This is a genomic window from Thermogemmatispora tikiterensis (assembly GCF_003268475.1).
GTDB classification, from domain to species: domain Bacteria; phylum Chloroflexota; class Ktedonobacteria; order Ktedonobacterales; family Ktedonobacteraceae; genus Thermogemmatispora; species Thermogemmatispora tikiterensis.
On record NZ_MCIF01000002.1, the window covers coordinates 1,888,748 to 1,905,490 of the forward strand.

The window sequence follows — 16,743 nt, forward strand, 5'->3', positions numbered from 1 at the left end:
CTATCCTCCAGCGCTGGCAGATGAGGCAATGTGCAGCCGCAACGAGCTAGCTAGTGCTTCTGGACCAAAGGAGTGCCAGCGTTGAGCAATGATACGTTTAGCCCGCAGGGCAAATTCACACCTCCGAAGGGATCTCCCTGGTCGCTCTCGACGAGACGCATCGCCACTGCCGGTGTGCTGGCCGGTCTGACCATCTTAATGGCCTACATTCCTTTCGTTGGCTATATTCCTCTGCCAACGCCGGCGGGGGCCGCCACGACGGAGCATCTGCCGGTCATCGTTGGCTCCGTCCTTGAAGGCCCGCTGGTCGGTATGATCACGGGTTTCTTTTTCGGCCTGACCAGCTTCCTGCGAGCCGGCAGCCCTCTGTTCAAGGACCCACTGATCGCTTTCCTGCCACGCATTCTGATCGGCCTGACATCCTGGCTGGCCTTTGCTGCCCTGCAGCGCACGAATCGCACTGCGGCCTCGGCCCTGGCGGGCGCTATCGGCTCGGCCACCAATACGGTCTTTGTGCTTGGCCTTGGTTTCCTACGCGGCTATTTGCCCTGGGGCTTCATCGTGCTGATTATCCCCCAGGCTGTGGTAGAGGCGATCGCGGCAGCCATCGTGATTACTCTGATCGTGCGCTCCTACGAGGCGGTGCGAGGCCGGCTGGCGCGCGCACGCGAGACCAGGCCACGCGATACCCTGCCTTACTAAGGAGCCAGACGCGCTGAGCTATGATCGAGGTGAATAACGTTACGTTCCGCTATAGTGGCGAGGCTGAAGAGGGCATAGCTCCAGCCCTGGAAGAGGTTACGCTGCGGATCGATGAGGGCGAAACTATCGCCCTCATCGGTCACAATGGCTCGGGCAAAAGTACCCTGGCCCGCCTGCTGGCGGCTATCGTGCTGCCACAGCGGGGGAGCGTGATCGTCGATGGCCTGCGCACGGACGCCGGCGGCGAGAGTCTCTGGCAGATCCGCCAGTCCGTGGGCCTGGTTTTCCAGAACCCCGACGACCAGCTGGTCACCAATACGGTGATCGATGAGATCGCCTTTGGACCGGAAAACCTGGGCCTGCCGCGCTTCGAAATTGAGGAGCGCGTTGAAGAGATGCTGGATTTGCTTGATCTGCGGCCATACGCCAGACACGCTGTGAGCGATCTCTCTCAGGGCCAAAAGCAACGTCTGGCGGTGGCCGGTGTCCTGGCTATGCGCCCCCGCTACCTGATCCTGGACGAGCCAACGACGATGATCCCTGGACACACCGCCGAGCAGCTGCTTGAGACGGTGCGTCGCCTGGCACGGGAGCGAGGCATCAGTGTGCTCCATATTACGCATCACATGTACGAGCTTGCCGATTTTGATCGTGTGATTGTCATGAACCGGGGGCGCGTGCTGCTGGACGGGACGCCAGCCAGCGTCCTGCGCCACCGGGAGGAGCTGGAGCGCGCCGGTCTGGGCCTGCCGCTGATTACGCAGCTCGGCCAACGTTTGCGCGCCAGGGGATGGTCGCAGCTCCCGGAGGTGATTCTGACTCTGGATGATCTAAAGGCGGCTTTATGCTCTTTGAAGTAAAGGATGTCTACTATACCCGCATGCGCGGGACACCGTTTGCGGTCGAGGCCCTCAAGGGCTGCAGCCTGACGATCCCCGAAGGCAAGATTACCGCTATTGTGGGACCAACACAGGCCGGCAAGTCGACGCTGCTGCTGACGCTCCTGGGCCTGTTCCAACCGAGCCGCGGCTCGGTGCTCTTTCGCGGCCAGGATATCCACCAGGCCCCCTTCGACCTTGAGGCTCTACGCTTGCGCGTCGGTATTGTCTTTCAGTCGCCCGAGGCCCAGCTCTTTGAGGAGACGGTTGGCAAGGATGTCTCCTTCGGGCCTCGTCGGAAAAAGCTGGCACCGGCACAGTCGCGGCACCTGGTCCAGGAATCGCTGGAGGCGGTGGGACTCCCCTACGAGGAGTTCCGTACGCGCTATATCGCCTCCTTGAGCGGCGGACAGAAGCGTCGTGTGGCGATCGCTGGCGTGCTGGCCCTGGAACCCGAAGCCATCCTCTTCGATGAGCCAACGGCGGGACTCGACCCCCAGGGCCGGCAGGAGTTGCTGGCCCTGCTTCAGCGCTTGAAAACGGAGCGCCGGCTGACGATTGTGCTCACATCGAGCAGCCTGGCCGATGTGGCTATGCTGGCCGATCAGGTGATTGTCCTCCATGAGGGACGTGTGGTCCTGAGCGGTAGCCCTCGTACGGTTCTGGCTCACGCCGAGGAGCTGCTCGCGCTCGATATTACCTTGCCCGAGATTACGCAAATCGCTCTGGGCTTGCGCTCGCTCTGGCCCGCTCTTCGTTGCGATGTGCTGACCCTCGATGAGCTTGAAGAGGAGCTGGTGCGCTTTCTTCCTCATGCCGCCAGCCAGGAGACTCAGCTCTCCTCTCCTTGATACTCGCCAGCAGGTGGTTACCATGATCGAGATCTCCCGCCATATCTCCTTCGGTCAATACGTCGATAACGGCTCACGGCTAACACGCCTTGATCCGCGGGCCAAGATTCTCTGTTTTGCTCTCGCTGTCGCTGCTTTTACCTATATTAGCCAGTTTGCTGCGCTAGCCCTCTGTCTATTTTTCTGTCTTTTTCTTCAGTGGCTCTCTCGCCTGCCTCTGCGCTATGTGCTGCAGGGTATGCGCATGTTCATCAGCTTTCTGGTGATACTCTATGCCTTTCAGGTCCTGTTCTATACGTCGAGCACGCAGGCGACGAGCGTGATCTGGCATTGGGGAGTGTTGACGATCTCCTGGGAGGGCCTCATTCACAGTACGCAGGTCGATCTGCGAGTGATTTTCCTGTACTATTTGACTTCGCTCCTGATGCTGACTACTTCGCTGGTCGATCTGGCCGATGGAGCGGAGGCTTTACTGCGCCCCCTCCGTCGCCTCGGGCTGCCGGTTCACGAGCTGGTGATGGTCTTTGTGATTGCTCTGAAGTTTGTGCCCCTCCTCATTACGGAGGTGGAACGCTTGAGCATCGCCCAGGCGACGCGCGGGGTGCGCTTCGGACGCGGCAACCCCTGGCAGCGTATTCGGGCGCTGAGTGGGATCATTGTGCCGCTCTTTATGAGCGGGCTGCAGCGCGTGGAGATGTTAAGCACGGCTATGGAGGCTCGTTGCTATCGCGCCGGCTACCGCGGCTGGCGTCGCAGTAAGCTGCATGCTTTGCAGTGGACCGGCGCCGATAGTCTGGCGCTGGCCTGCTGCCTGCTGCTCTGCGGGCTGTTGGTGGCCCTCAATTTTGTCAGCCCTTTCTAGGCGGCGCCGGCAGAGCTGTGTGGCCAGTACGCCAGCGCCGCTGCCCCACGCCAGGCCTCCTTTGAGGATGTTCTAAACCTGTTCGCCGCGATCGCTCCCTGGCCTGACCTGAGCCAGCGGTCTCATCTGCTCTACCTCTCGTTCTCAGCCACACCTTTCTGCCAGCGCCCTGCTCCCCGACTTTGGCCTTGTTTGTCCTCAGCCTGACGGCTTTGTGTCAATGTGACGAGAGAAAATGTTGACAAACCATCGCCTAATCCGTAAAACTATATCATAAACTATCACACCAACCTGGATGAAAGCCGGGGGGAAGGGGAGAAAGAGGGCTTATGGCCTGCGCTGGTTGTCGTTGTGATGGCGTGTGCTCAGCGAGGCCGGGCGGACTGCGTCAGCGAGGAAGGTAATCAGGCAGGTATATGGAGATGACCAGCATAGATCTTGACGTTGATATCCTTGTGATCGGTGGGGGTGTGGTTGGCTGCGCGATTCTGCGCGAGCTTGCGCGTTACGATGCCAGCATTGCTTTGCTGGAGCAGTACCCTGACGTCTGCGAAGGTACCAGTAAGGCCAATAGCGCTATTGTGCACACTGGCTTCGATGCCAGGCCAGGCACCCTGGAGGCGCGCTTGCTAGCCGAGGCGCGTCAACTGTGGCCGGAGGTCATCGCGCGCCTTCACATTCCCTATCTGCAGACGGGGGCGCTGATGGTAGCCCTCAATGAGCAGGAACAGGCTACCATTGCCAGGGAAATTGTGCCCAAAGCAGCAGCCAACGGGATCACGTTGCAGCCGTTGAGCCGGGCGGAGATTCTGGAGGCGGCCCCTTACGTCAACGAGCGCATCGTTGGCGGTGTCTTGGTCGAAGGTGAAGGGGTCATCGATCCTTTTTGGACGACACGCGCCTATTGCGAGCACGCCCTCCTTAATGGGGCCCAGCTCTTTCTGGGCGAACGCGTGAACGCTATAGAGGTAGGACGACGGCGGCTTCGGGTGCGCACGGAAAACGGCAAAACCTTTTCGGCAGCTCTCGTTGTCAATGCTGCTGGACTGTGGGCTGACGAGGTCGCGCGCCTGGCAGGTGATCATTCCTTCAAACTCACACCACGCAAAGGTGAGTTTCTGATCACCGAGGAGGACCACGGCGTTGCCCAGATCATTCTGCCCGTGCCGAGCGAGGTTTCCAAGGGTATTTTGGTGACACCGATCGTTTTCGGTGGCGTCCTGCTTGGGCCAACAGCAGAGGACGTCAGCGATAAGAGAGACCTGGCGACAACCACGGCGGGACAGCAGCGCATCCGCGAGGGTGTGGGAAGGCTGGTGCCAGCTATGACTACGGCCTCCACCGTGCGTCAGTTCGCCGGCCTGCGCGCCGTGAGCAGTACCGGCGACTACATCATTCGCCCTTCAACCGTCAGTGAGCGTCTGCTTCATGTGGCTGGTATTCGCTCCACTGGTCTGTCGGCTTCGCCGGCCATCGGGCACTACGTTGGAACGCTGGTCGCGGAAACGTTGGGGCTGCGCCTGCGTACCAGCTACCGCGAGGCGCTACCGGAGCCGCTGAGTGAAGCCACCCATGAAGATGGCGAGGTGGTCTGCCTCTGCCGTTCGATTACTCGCGGCGAGATTCTGGCCGCTCTGCGCTCAACCCTCCCTCCGCAGACCCTGGATGGCCTGAAGCGACGGACGGGCGCAATGTTGGGCGAGTGCCAGGGCAATCTCTGCCTCCCTCGTCTGATCGCACTGTTCCAGCAGGAGCTGGGACGCGATCCTTTGTCTCTGGAGAAGCATGCCCCCGGCTCGCGCTTGCTGGTCGAGCGTCTGAGGCACCTTGGGAGCGTCCCCGCCCACAGCGGTGAGCGGCCTAAGCGAGGACAGTAGGTCAGCACCCTCTGGTCTACCAATCGCTGGGAGTGCGGGTAAATGCAGGAGCAAAGGAAGCAGATGAGGAAGGTGCAGATGTCAGTATATACCTTAGAGGACATGCTTCTGATGGAAAACATGCATGAGGGAGATTATGATGTGGCTATCGTTGGAGCCGGCCTGAGTGCCTTGAGCCTGCTGCATAGCGGAGGCGCGGCCCTCGGGCGCACGGTGGTGCTTGATTATCAGGAGCAGGTGGGCGGGTTGCTGCGCTATCTGTTGCCAGCCGACGGCTTTGGAACAGAGTGGGAACTGTTGCGGGATTTCCAGCTTCCCCCGGGAGTGAGCTTGCTCCTGCAAACGACGGCAGTGGGACTGCTGCCTGCCCACGATGCAGAGCCGACCCATACGCTGGTTGTCCGTCGGCGCCAGGGCACGATGCAGCTGCGCGCTCGCCAGGTGGTAATCGCCTGCGGCGGAGTGGAGCGTCCCCGCGAGCACGATGCTATTCCAGGGACGCGCCCAGCGGGAGTCATGACACCCGTACTGGCTCTGCAGCTGCTGGCTCAAGGGTACCTGCCCGGGCGGCGCGCCCTCGTCTACGGCGATTCGCGCTACGCCCTGGCCACGGCCAGGCGTCTGGCTGAGGCCGGCCTGGAGGTGATCACAGCAGCTCCCACCAGTGGCAATGGTCGCTCGGTCAGGCTCTGCGGGACCTTAGAGGAGATCTGCGGCTTTCCTCGCCTCACCGCCGTGCGTTTGCTCTGTGATCAGCAGTCGGTGGAGGTCGAGGTCGATACCTTGATCTACGCCACTGGCCTGCTGGCCGGCACGCACTGGCTGAAGGGCAGCGGTGTCGCATTGACTGCTGCTGGCACCATCGCCGTCGATGCTCACTACCGCACGAATATTGCGGGCATCTATGCCATCGGCACGGTGGTCAGACCGGGGTTAGACCATGAGGATTCCGTGCGCATGGGGAAAGAGGTGGCAGCCCTGCTGCCAGGAGGTGTATCATGAAGCTCAACGGAGCGGTCAACGTCAGCGCGCCCCGAGAAGAGGTCTGGCAGCTCTTTATGGACCCGACCCAGCTCTGTCGGGTCGTCCCAGGCTGCGAGCAGGCGCAACGTGTGGATGACACACACTATGAGGCGCTGCTGGCGGTCAAGATTCAATTCATGACCATCCGCGCCCGCGCCCACGGTACTTTGCTGGAGGCGCGTGAGCCGGACCATCTGGTCGCCGAGATGGTCGGCGAGCCGCTGGCAATGGCTGGGGCTTTCCGCGCCCACCTGGTGGTTGACCTGATCCCCATCTCTATGACGGGAGGAACGGAGGTACGTTACACGATCGAGCTTTCGATGCTGGGACGCCTGGCAAGCCTGGGCGAGGCCATCATCCGGGCAACGGCGAATCGGCTGGCGTCACAGTTCGCCGCCAATGTTGCTCAGCTCTTCTCAGCCCAGGCCCAGGAACCTGGTCAACGCTAGAGTCGGCTCTTGCTCGCCTGGTCTGCCCGCCACCAGGCCGGGTTGGCCCAGGTCTACCACTCCTTCATTCCTCAACAGGATGAAGCTATCACACGGTCTGCTGCGCAGGGGAGCGCGCCCATGAGGCCCTGAGCTGAGGATTGCTACCAGCCCGACTAGCGAGCGAGCGAGCGAGTGTGGCGCCCACCGGGCTGGTACGGGTCTTGCCTCTCAGCCAGCGCCCCATCCAGGATGCGCATCTGTCCGCCCTGCCGAAGAAAGGAGCACCTTCTATGTCGCTCAGCGAACAACCAAAGCTGATCTCAGAGGAGCAGCTTGTCGAACAGTTTGGCTACCGGCAGGAATTCCGCCGCGAATTGAAGCGCTTCGCTTCCTTCGCTGTAGGTTTCTCCTTTATCTCGATCACGACGGGTATCTTCACCACCTATGGCTCAGTGCTGAACTGGGGCGGGCCTCGCGGCATCTGGACCTGGCCACTGGTCATTGTCGGTCAACTCCTGGTGGCGCTCGTTTTCGGGGCGCTGGCCTCTCGCATTCCGCTGGCCGGCTATTCATATCAGTGGGCCTCGCGTCTGATTAACCCAAAGATTGGCTGGCTCACAGGCTGGATCTCCTTCACCTTTCTGGTCGTCGACGTGGTGGCAGTCGACTATGCGGTGGCACAGACAGTTCTGCCAACGCTCTTCGGCTATACAGAGACGCCGGTCAATGCCTGGATCGCCACCGCGGTGGTGATTCTCATCCAGACGCTGCTCGTGCTCTTTTCTACTGTCTGGGCGACGCGCATCAACAACACTGCCGTCGGCACGGAGGTGGTTGGCATTGTGGGCCTGACCTTGCTGCTACTGATCGTCGGCGGTGCCCGTGGCCTGCTCCACCCCGATCATCTCTTCAGCACAGGCAGCGTTCCCGCCGCCAACTACTTCAGCTTTGGCGGCCTCTTCTCCAGCGGCCCCTTCATGCTCTCCTTCTTGCTGGGAGCCTTCACGATTGTCGGATTCGAGGCCGCAGCGAACCTGGCCGAAGAGACGCAGGAGGCGCACCGTACGGTGCCGTTCGCCATGTGGTCTTCGGTTCTGCTGAGCGGCGTTGTCGGCTTTGCCTTCCTAATCGCCCTCAATCTGGCCTCGGACAATCTGCAGGCACTGGCCAGCTCCGCGACGCCAGTGGCCGATATCATTACCCATATCCTTGGGCCGATCGTTGGCGATATTTTCCTGGTGCTGGTGACTTTCTCGATCTTTGCCTGCGGTCTGGTGATCTTTATCACACTGACACGCCTGATCTGGGCAATGTCGCGCGACGAGCGCTTTCCTGCCTCGCGCTGGCTGCGCCAGGTTAACCCTAATACGGGCACACCAGTTCCATCGACGGTGCTTTCCTTTGTCCTGTGCGAGCTGGTCCTGGCCCTCTTCGCCGGCATCGGCCTGGCTCAGAACCAGACAACAACCCTCAGCAATCTCTTCTCGGCGGCCACGCTCTTGCCCGCGATCATCTACTTGTTGACGGTGATCTATTATGTGGCTGCCCGGCGCCGCCTGCCCTCCATTCCCGGCGGTCTCAATCTGGGGGTCTTTGAATGGCCGGTGATTATTCTGGCTCTCATCTGGCTCGTCTTCGAACTGCTGATCTTCCGCGATAGGCAGTTCGCTGTTCCCTGGCTCTATACCCTGGGGATGTTCGCGCTCGGCCTGATCTACTTCGTCTGGTTGCTGATTGCACGACCGGCGGTCCTTAAGACCGTGCCGATCGAGGAGACGGTACGGGCCCTGGGCAACTCCTCACCTTCCGCCGAGATCTCAGGCTCGTCAACAACGTAGCAGAGCCGGCGCACTCTATCCAACCAACCCAACCTGCTCGCTGCTCTGGCCCGTTCGTGCACTGGCTTACTCTCTACGGGTGATTGAGGGATCAGCAGCGCACGAGCAGGGCCAGAGGCGATGAGAGGCCGCCGGCCTTGCTGTGTTGGGAAGGGCATCAGTACAGGAGGAGAGCAAGGATGATGGCTCCCGCAATACTCGCTATCGATCAGGGAACCACCCGCACAAAAGCGCTCGTCTTCGATGCCGAAGCTCGTTGTCTGGCTCAGGCTGCGAGTGAGGTACCGCTGACTTATCCACAACCGGGCTGGGTGGAGCAGAATCCCTATGACCTGCTGGAGAGTGTGATCGCGAATGCCCGCGCGGCTCTGCAGACCGCCGGCGAGGTGTCACTGCTGGCCTGCGGCCTGGCAAATCAGGGCGAGACGGTGGTGGTCTGGCACCGGCGCAGCGGACAACCGCTCTATAATGCCATTAGCTGGCAAGACCGCCGCACCGATCTGCTGTGCGAGCAGCTGCGCCGCGAGGGAGCCGAACGCTTGATTCGCGAACGCACCGGATTGCCGCTTGATCCCTACTTTTCGGCGACGAAGATCCGCTGGATTCTGGATAACGTCCCCGGGGCACGTGAGCTAGCTGCTCGCGGCGAGCTACTGGCAGGCACCACCGACGCCTGGTTGATGTGGTGTCTGCTGGGCGAGCATCGCACTGATGAGACAACAGCCTCACGAACGATGCTCTATAATCCTCGTCTGCGCGACTGGGATGAGGAGATCCTGGCGCTGCTGGAGATCCCTCGCTCGATCTTGCCAGAAATTCAGCCGTCCTGTTCGTTCTTTGGTACGATCTCGGCGGAGCACTTCGGGCACCCTTTGCCGCTGACTGCCTCCCTGGTGGACCAACAGGCGGCCCTCTTCGGTCAAGCCTGCTATGCTCCCAACGATGTCAAGGTGACCTACGGTACCGGCGCCTTTATCTTGCTCAACGCTGGCCAGACACCGCCAACTTCACGCCACGGCTTGCTCCCGACAGTGGCCTGGTCACGCGGCGAGGAGATCGTTTACGCCCTCGATGGGGGAATCTACGTGGCCGGGGCCGCGATCCAGTGGCTGCGCGATATTGGCCTGGTGCACAGCCCCGAGGAGACGCTGGAGCTGGCCCTCTCGGTCCCTGACAGCGGCGGCGTCTTCTTTGTGCCAGCTCTGGCCGGCCTGGCGGCTCCCTATTGGGATAGTTATGCCCGCGGTACGATTATCGGCCTGACCCGTGGCACAACACGCGCCCATCTGGTACGGGCCACCCTGGAGGGAATCGCTTTCAGTACTCGCGACGTGCTGCAGGCAATGGTTCAAGATACCGGGCGGCCAATCCGCAGCTTGAAAGTCGACGGCGGCGCCTCGGCCAATAGCTTCCTGATGCAGGCGCTAGCCGATATTACTGGGGTCGAGGTACACATCGCCGCCGTCCAGGAAACGACAGCCCTGGGCGCCGCTTTTCTGGCCGGGATCGGGGCAGGCCTCTGGCACGATGAAAGAGAGACGGCTCGCCTCTGGCGGGAGGCCAAGGTCTACCGCCCGCGTGGCAATGGTTCGATCGAGGCACTCTATCGGCGCTGGTTTAATGCGGTGGAGCGCGCACGCGGCTGGGCCGCTATTGCTTAAGCCTGCTTGCGTTCTGCCTGCTGGCGGTCCGCCCTTACCTTTGCCGACCGCCAGCCTGGAGTCAGGAGCGGGGAGCCACCTCGCTAGCCCGGCGAGATGGCTCCTTTTCCTTCCTTCCTTCCTTCCTTCTCCCCGACAGGGAAGGGTACACACCCCTCCCTCTCGCTGGATTTCGGCCTCAAGGCACTTCTGGAGACGAACAGATGCTCTTGACAAATGTTCTCAACAGTGAGTATACTTTGAATTGCACAAACTGTCGTTATTGTTTCTGTCTATGTTGCTCGGGTCTACCACATCTAGAACTTCTGTTCTGATGGGGTGCCGTCACCCGGGCAGAAGCCGCTAGCAGGATCAGGGATATGGTGCGAGAGCTGAGCGCGGCGGTCGGGGTGGAGATTGGAAGCAGTCGGGCGACGATCGCAATTATTTCTGCCAACGGTCAGGTCCGGGAGCGCTTCGAAGCCAGAACGCTGCGCGGGCGGCCGGCACGAGCCACGCTGGAGCCATATCTACGGGCGATAGATGCCGCCATACAGCGAGCTGAGGGAGCAGGTTATGCTCTGCGCGGTATTGGCGTGGCCTTGCCGGGGAAACTTGATCAGACATACCGCCGTCCTTTTCTCATTCCTCTCCTTCCCTCCCTCAATCATTTTCCCCTATGCGATCTGCTCGAAACACGCTACCACCTACCCGTACGACTGCACAGCGACGTTGAGGCAGCAGCACTGGGTGAATATGCCTTTGGTGCCGCCAGGAACAGGCATCAGGCTTTGCTACTCACCGTTCAAGCGGTTGTGGGTGCAGCGCTGATCAGTGATGGGCAACCGGAGCCGACGGCCCGCGACTGCACTGGCCACGTCTGTCATCTACCCGTGGCCAACACTGGTCCGCGCTGTAGCTGTGGGCGCCGTGGCTGCATCAGTACCCTGGTTTCGCTAGAGGCGCTCCAGCGTCTGATCCAACGTGCAGCTCGTAAGGGTGAGTCGAGCAGCCTGATTCAGCGCCTCAGCAATCGCGAGCATTTCAGCGCCCAGTTGCTGGCCGAGGAGGCGGCCCGGGGAGACAGCCTGGCGCTCTCTATTTATCAAGAGGTGGGGCACTGGCTCGGCATTGCAGTGGCGTATTATCTGCGCCATTTCGCGCCCGAGGTTGTAGTGCTGGGGAATGGCCTGCTCAACGCTGATGAGCTGCTGCTCAGTCATCTGCGCCACTCGCTCCTCTCCCAATTTGGGGCACAGCCAGCGGCGGAAGAGGGCCAGCACGTCCAGGCCCTGAGCATTGTCCCGGCGCATTTGGGACGGGATGCAGCCCTCATCGGTAGCACCGTACCGTTCCTGTCCCCACTGCCAGCCCACCGAGCTGAGGGAGAACCATCTACCTTGCCCTCTCAGGAGGCTCCGGCGCTCGCCTGCAGAGACGGAGGCGGGCTGGTCCTGGAAGAGCTGGCTGCCGCCCGAGGGCGGGAGGCCCGTTCCTCTAGCCGCCCCTATCGCCTTCCCCCCACCAGCGACGATCTCAGCTGGCTGGTCAACGAGCGTCCCCAGTCATCAGGACCTCCCTCCCCCGATGACCTTGGCCCTGCAGCGCCTGCTCATCCCCGCCCCCACGTGAATCCTCGCCGCCTGCGTGGTCGCGATCATTAGACCAGCCACGCCTCAGGCCTGGTGAGTCATCCCCTGTCAACCAGGATAGCGCTTGTTACTCAGTACTATAAGAAAATCAACGCGCCGCGCTACGGCAGCCGGGATCTCATCAGGCCCGCCGACGCGCTCTCGTTCACGCCGCTAAAGAGTTGAGAAGGAGCAAGAAGGAGAGTTAAAGGAGAGCGACCCGCTAGCGCTCAGTCTCCGCGGCGGAACTACAGGCGAGCAAGGTGTCAGCGCCGAGCAGGGAAAGAGGAACTAACGAGAGGCAGGCGGCTTCTTAGAGGTCAGGCTCCTCGCTTGCATCATCTACGTCTTCTTCTAATTCACCGCGATCAATAATGGCTTCTTGCTCATCCAGCATGCCTGGCAGGGGATCGATGTACATGGTGCGGCGCACCAGGTCGATCTGTTTGATCACCTCTTTGACGGCAGGGATTAAGGCTTGCCTGCCATCTGGCATGCGGATGGCGTAGACATCGTTGCTACCGGTTAGCCAGATCTCAGTGATCGACCCTACCTCCTGGCCATCGAGGGTAAAGACACGCAGGTTGAGGATATCATGCTGATAATAGGAATCGGGAGGCAGGGGAGGCAACTCGGCCAGTGGAATCTGCAGCTCGCAGTTGCGCAGGGCCTCGGCAGCGGTCAGCGAATCGAAGCCCTGCAGCTTCAGCAGAACGAGGCCGCTCTTGTAGGGACGGACATGCTCGATGCGATGGCGCCGGGGAGGGGAACCGCAATAGATAGCCTCCAGCTGCGCAAAACGATCAGGCAGGTCGCTCATCGGCAACACCTTGATCTCGCCACGCAACCCGAAGGGGGCAATCACCCGCCCCACGGTCGCCCATTCCATATTGCCTTGAATAGAACTGGCAGTCATTGCCCGCTCAGTCTCTCTCATTGGGGTTTCCGAGAGAAAAACAGGGTTAGCGAAACCAGGCTAGACAACCTTCAAGGAGGTATGGCGGCCTTCGCGCGTCCCCATAGCGCGCATCAGCGTACGCAGGGCCTTGGCCACGCGGCCCTCTCGCCCGATCACCTTGCCGTAGTCCTCGGGCGCCACTCGCAGCTCAAGGACCACTGCCTGACGGTCGTTGCGTACCTCGCGCACCTGCACCGCCGCCGGGTTATCCACCAGCGACTGCGCAATATATTCCACCAAGCGGCGCATCGAAGAATTTCTCACGGCCATAGCTAGCTACTCTGCCTTACCAGAGGAAGCAGAACCTGCCTTCGCCTGCTCGAAGCGCTCCAGGACTCCAGTGCTCTTGAAAAGCGCGACCACGGCCTCTGAGGGCTGAGCGCCATGCAGCAGCCAGCGTAGCGCCTTCTGCTCATCGATCCGCACCGCCGCCGGTTCGCGCAACGGATTATACCAGCCGATATTCTCAATAATGCGCCCATCGCGCGGCGAAGGCGCGTTCGCGACCACAATGCGATAGCTGGGCGCCTTCTTTTTGCCCACGCGCATCAAACGAATCTTAACAGCCATGCTTCCCTCTTCTCACCTCTCCCCAACGGGGAAAGTCCTCAACAGTACTTTCTCTCTCGCTAGCCCGGGCTGGCCATTGCGCGTTTCAGTCCAGCCTGCGTAGAGCTAGCACCCTCATTGATCTTCTCGACGGAACCACGCCCGTCAAGCTGTCCCCTCCTCACTCACTTCAGCCAGCCTCGCTGAGAACAGCGCTTCATACACAGACGACGCCAAAGCAAGAGAGAGCTGGAGCAAACGCTGCGCCGCTGTGCGTGCGAGGCATAGCCTGGTAGATGTTGGACAAGGCATAGGGCATGGCCCCAATGGCGTCATCAGGATAGCACGGGTGACAAATTTTGTCAACAGATGGAGTGGTGGGCCTCCACGCCTGCTCAAGGCTCGGATCACGTAGAACGCCGGTCAGGGCCAGAGCGAGTCCATCGATTTGGGTCCGGCAGGACAGGAAAGGAAGCACTCAGCTCGCAAGCTCTCTGCTATAATGAGGCGCGAATGCAGAGTATGAGGGGGCATAGCTTGTTCATGCGTCGTACAAAGATTGTCTGTACCATTGGACCGGCCAGCAGCAGTGAGGAGCGTCTGGAGCAGCTGATGCTGGCCGGAATGAACGTCGCCCGACTCAATTTCTCTCACGGCACCCACGAGGAGCACGCCGCGGTAATCGAGCGCATCCGACGCATCTCGACGCGGCTGGGCTGGCCCGTGGCCATCCTTCAGGATTTGCAGGGACCAAAGATCCGCGTTGGCAGTTTGCCCGGCGGGCAGCCGCTGCGCCTGGAGACCGGCAGACAGGTGATTATCACAACACGCGCGCCGGCCACCAACGGTGAAGGCGTCCCTCTCTCAGAGCAGAGCGACGAGCTACCGGTCATACCCACTACGTATGGGCTGCTCGCGCAAGACGTCAAGCCCGGCGATCGCATCTTGCTCGACGACGGCCTGATGGAGTTACGTGTGCTCGCCAGCGATGGCCTTTCCGTGCGCTGTCAGGTGGTACACGGGGGATTACTCAAGGAGCACAAAGGCCTGAATTTGCCAGGCGTGACCGTCAGTGCTCCCGCGCTGAGTGAGAAAGATCGCGCTGATCTGCGTTTCGGCGTCCAATACGGAGTCGACTATGTGGCGTTAAGCTTCGTGCGCCGGCCAGAGGATGTGCTGGAGGCCCGCCGCTTTCTTCAGGAGCTGCAGGCGGAGATCACTGCCCATGAGGGCAGACGGCAGGCTATGGGCGACATTCCTCTGATTGTTAAATTGGAGAAGCCAGAGGCCGTGGCGCGCCTCGATGAGATTCTAGAGGTGGCTGATGGGTTGATGGTCGCCCGCGGCGATCTCGGGGTTGAAATGTCGCTAGAGAAGGTGCCACTGATCCAGAAGCGCGTTATCACTCGTTGCAACGAGCTAGGACTGCCGGTGATCACGGCCACGCAAATGCTAGAGTCGATGGTGACCAATCCTACGCCGACACGCGCAGAGGTCGCTGATGTCTCTAATGCTCTGCTTGACGGCACTGACGCCGTGATGTTGAGCGCCGAGACGGCCAGCGGCTCCTATCCGGTGGAGGCAGTAGCGATGATGGTGCGCATCATTCAGGAGACAGAGGCCGACGATCGGACCGCGCAGCCGCCACATTGCCAACGCCTCTCTCAGGAGCATGCCGTCAGCCACGCCGCCCGCGCCCTCTCCGAGGAGGCCAGCGTACGGGCGATTGTGGTCTTTACACGCTCGGGCAACTCGGCCCGCCTGATCTCTAAAGATCGACCGCGCCGCCCGATCCTGGCGTATACTCCCTCGGAGCGCGTCTATCGTCAGCTAGCCCTATGGTGGGGCGTCTGGCCACGCCTGATCGAGATGCATGGGACGACCGAAGAGCTGATCGCCACTGTTGAGCAGCACCTCTTGAGCGACCATCTGCTCGGCGAAGGTGAGCATGTGGTGATTATGGGCGGGTTGCCGGTAGCCAGTCGCGCACGCACCAATTTTGTCAAACTGCATCGCATCGGCGAGGGGCGCGTCTCCAGCTAACTCAGGCCAGCAAGAGCTTCTCTTTCTTTCTTCCTCAGCGCCCTGCCCTCCACCCCCCTGACGCGATGCCGCAGCGGAGGGCATTGGCAGGCTGGCAACGGCGCGCCTCGTTTGACATCCTCGCTGAATAGGACTATACTGGAAAACATCAGACCAGCGCCATCGGCTGCGGCGGGTAATAGCGATGTTATCCCGCCGCGCCTTATTGCAACGGGGCAAGACATGGCATGGCACGTACCGCCTGGCTGGCTCGGCTTTTGAGTCCTGTTTCAGGAAGAAGAGGTGTGCATGACTGTTCAGCAGGAAAAGAACCCAATCCCCGTTCCCCAGGTTGAGCCACGGGCTCCGATCCCTAAGCAGAATCTCCGTATCCCCGGCCCCACTGTGGTGCCGGATGAGATCCTGGCAGAGATGGCCCGCCCGATGATCAACCACCGCGGGCCGGAATTTGCCGCTATTCTGCGCCGTGTCACCGCACGGCTGCAATACTTTTTCCAGACGCGCTCTCCCGTTTTGACATATCCCGCCTCCGGTACAGGTGGGCAGGAAAGCGCTATTGTTAATCTGTTCTCTCCGGGCGACCATGTGGTGGCGATTACAATCGGCTCCTTCGGCAATCGCTTCGCCCGCATCGCCGAGACCTACGGGCTGCAGGTGAGCCGCATCGAGTTCCCCTGGGGTGAGGGGGCCGACCCAGATGTGGTAGAGAGCCGCCTGAAGACGCTGCCCCCCTACCGCGGAGTGCTGGTTACCCATAATGAGACGTCAACGGGGGTGACCAACGATATTCAGACGCTGGCCTCCCTGATCAGGCGTCACAATCCCGATGCACTGATCGCCGTGGACGCTGTTAGCTCTCTGGGCTGCATCCCGCTGGAAATGGATCTGTGGGACCTCGATGTCGTCTTTACGGGTTCGCAGAAGGGCTGGATGTCTCCCCCCGGAGTGATGATGATCGCCGCCAGCGAACGCGCCTGGCAGGCCAATAAGAGCGCCAAACTGCCGCGCTTTTACTTTGATTGGGCCAGCTCGCGCAAGAAGCTGGAGGCTGGCCAGCACCCAACGACACCGGCAGTCTCCGTCTTCTATGCCCTCGATCGCGCTCTGGAGCTGATGCTGGAAGAAGGTCGCGAGGCAATCTTTGAGCGCCACCGCCATGCCGGTGAGTACGTGCGCCGCCGCGCTCGCGAGATGGGCCTCGAATTGTTCGCCAATCCACGCTACGCTTCAAATACGGTGACAGCGGTCCGCCTGCCAGAGGGCTTCAATACCAAGGCTTTCATGAAGGCTCTGCGCGAGCAGGATGGCGTCGTTCTGGGTGGCGGCCAGGAGCACCTGGAGGGTAAGATTTTCCGCGTCGGCCATCTGGGCTACTTCCGTGAGGAGGATCTGGCCGAGGCTATGGATAAGGTGGAGCAGCGCCTGCGCTCTTTCGGCTTCACGGGCCGTTGAACGCCGCT

General features: G+C 61.1%; 15 protein-coding genes. 12 read left to right on the plus strand and 3 right to left on the minus strand.

What is annotated here, in order from left to right:
• The first annotated feature begins 81 nt into the window (after window positions 1-81).
• The 10 genes from A4R35_RS07570 (at window position 82) to A4R35_RS07615 (ending at window position 11,766) form a co-directional block, all read left to right on the plus strand.
• On the plus strand, window positions 82-702 hold the full coding sequence (locus tag A4R35_RS07570; protein ID WP_112428065.1) for an ECF transporter S component: 621 nt from the start codon (window positions 82-84) through the stop codon (window positions 700-702).
• Between the two features lie 20 nt (window positions 703-722).
• Entirely contained in the window at window positions 723-1,562 is an 840-nt protein-coding gene (locus A4R35_RS07575; RefSeq protein WP_112428067.1) for an ATP-binding cassette domain-containing protein, read from the plus strand.
• On the plus strand, window positions 1,547-2,431 hold the full coding sequence (locus A4R35_RS07580) for an ATP-binding cassette domain-containing protein (RefSeq protein ID WP_112428069.1): 885 nt from the start codon (window positions 1,547-1,549) through the stop codon (window positions 2,429-2,431). Before A4R35_RS07575 ends, A4R35_RS07580 begins: the two co-directional genes overlap by 16 nt.
• Before the next feature lie 22 nt (window positions 2,432-2,453).
• On the plus strand, window positions 2,454-3,293 hold the full coding sequence (locus A4R35_RS07585) for an energy-coupling factor transporter transmembrane component T family protein (RefSeq protein WP_189361492.1): 840 nt from the start codon (window positions 2,454-2,456) through the stop codon (window positions 3,291-3,293).
• Between the two features lie 422 nt (window positions 3,294-3,715).
• Complete coding sequence (locus A4R35_RS07590) at window positions 3,716-5,170, plus strand: NAD(P)/FAD-dependent oxidoreductase (protein ID WP_112434072.1); 1,455 nt, start codon at window positions 3,716-3,718, stop codon at window positions 5,168-5,170.
• Window positions 5,171-5,248: 78 nt separating this feature from the next.
• Window positions 5,249-6,172, plus strand: coding sequence for an NAD(P)/FAD-dependent oxidoreductase (locus A4R35_RS07595; RefSeq protein WP_189361494.1), 924 nt, complete (start codon window positions 5,249-5,251; stop codon window positions 6,170-6,172).
• Window positions 6,169-6,642: a CoxG family protein gene (locus A4R35_RS07600; RefSeq protein ID WP_112428075.1), complete on the plus strand. Its 474-nt coding sequence runs from the start codon at window positions 6,169-6,171 to the stop codon at window positions 6,640-6,642. Before A4R35_RS07595 ends, A4R35_RS07600 begins: the two co-directional genes overlap by 4 nt.
• 272 nt (window positions 6,643-6,914) lie before the next feature.
• Window positions 6,915-8,462 carry an amino acid permease gene (locus A4R35_RS07605; protein WP_112428077.1) on the plus strand — a complete coding sequence of 516 codons (1,548 nt, stop codon included), beginning with the start codon at window positions 6,915-6,917 and terminating at the stop codon, window positions 8,460-8,462.
• A 182-nt stretch (window positions 8,463-8,644) separates the two neighbouring features.
• The gene (gene glpK, locus A4R35_RS07610) at window positions 8,645-10,123 is read left to right on the plus strand and encodes a glycerol kinase GlpK (RefSeq protein ID WP_112434074.1); all 1,479 of its coding nucleotides are present in this window, start codon (window positions 8,645-8,647) and stop codon (window positions 10,121-10,123) included.
• Window positions 10,124-10,482: 359 nt separating this feature from the next.
• Window positions 10,483-11,766 (plus strand): ROK family protein, encoded by a 1,284-nt coding sequence (locus A4R35_RS07615; RefSeq protein ID WP_112428079.1) that lies wholly within the window; start codon window positions 10,483-10,485, stop codon window positions 11,764-11,766.
• Between the two features lie 280 nt (window positions 11,767-12,046).
• Here A4R35_RS07615 and rimM read toward each other — a convergent pair whose 3' ends face one another.
• Genes rimM through rpsP form a run of 3 tightly spaced genes read right to left on the minus strand, consistent with a single transcriptional unit; the run spans window position 12,047 to window position 13,261 of the window.
• Entirely contained in the window at window positions 12,047-12,649 is a 603-nt protein-coding gene (rimM, locus tag A4R35_RS07620; RefSeq protein WP_189361496.1) for a ribosome maturation factor RimM, read from the minus strand.
• Window positions 12,650-12,709: 60 nt separating this feature from the next.
• On the minus strand, window positions 12,710-12,940 hold the full coding sequence (locus tag A4R35_RS07625; RefSeq protein ID WP_069803405.1) for a KH domain-containing protein: 231 nt from the start codon (window positions 12,938-12,940) through the stop codon (window positions 12,710-12,712).
• A 27-nt stretch (window positions 12,941-12,967) separates the two neighbouring features.
• Complete coding sequence (gene rpsP, locus A4R35_RS07630) at window positions 12,968-13,261, minus strand: 30S ribosomal protein S16 (protein WP_112428085.1); 294 nt, start codon at window positions 13,259-13,261, stop codon at window positions 12,968-12,970.
• Between the two features lie 522 nt (window positions 13,262-13,783).
• On the opposite strand from rpsP, the gene pyk reads away from it, so the two are divergent.
• Together pyk and A4R35_RS07640 are read left to right on the plus strand one after the other, a co-directional pair.
• A complete protein-coding gene (pyk, locus tag A4R35_RS07635) occupies window positions 13,784-15,283 on the plus strand; it encodes a pyruvate kinase (protein WP_112434076.1) in 1,500 nt (499 codons plus the stop codon).
• A gap of 288 nt (window positions 15,284-15,571) precedes the next feature.
• On the plus strand, window positions 15,572-16,735 hold the full coding sequence (locus A4R35_RS07640) for a pyridoxal-phosphate-dependent aminotransferase family protein (protein WP_112428087.1): 1,164 nt from the start codon (window positions 15,572-15,574) through the stop codon (window positions 16,733-16,735).
• Window positions 16,736-16,743: the final 8 nt, after the last annotated feature.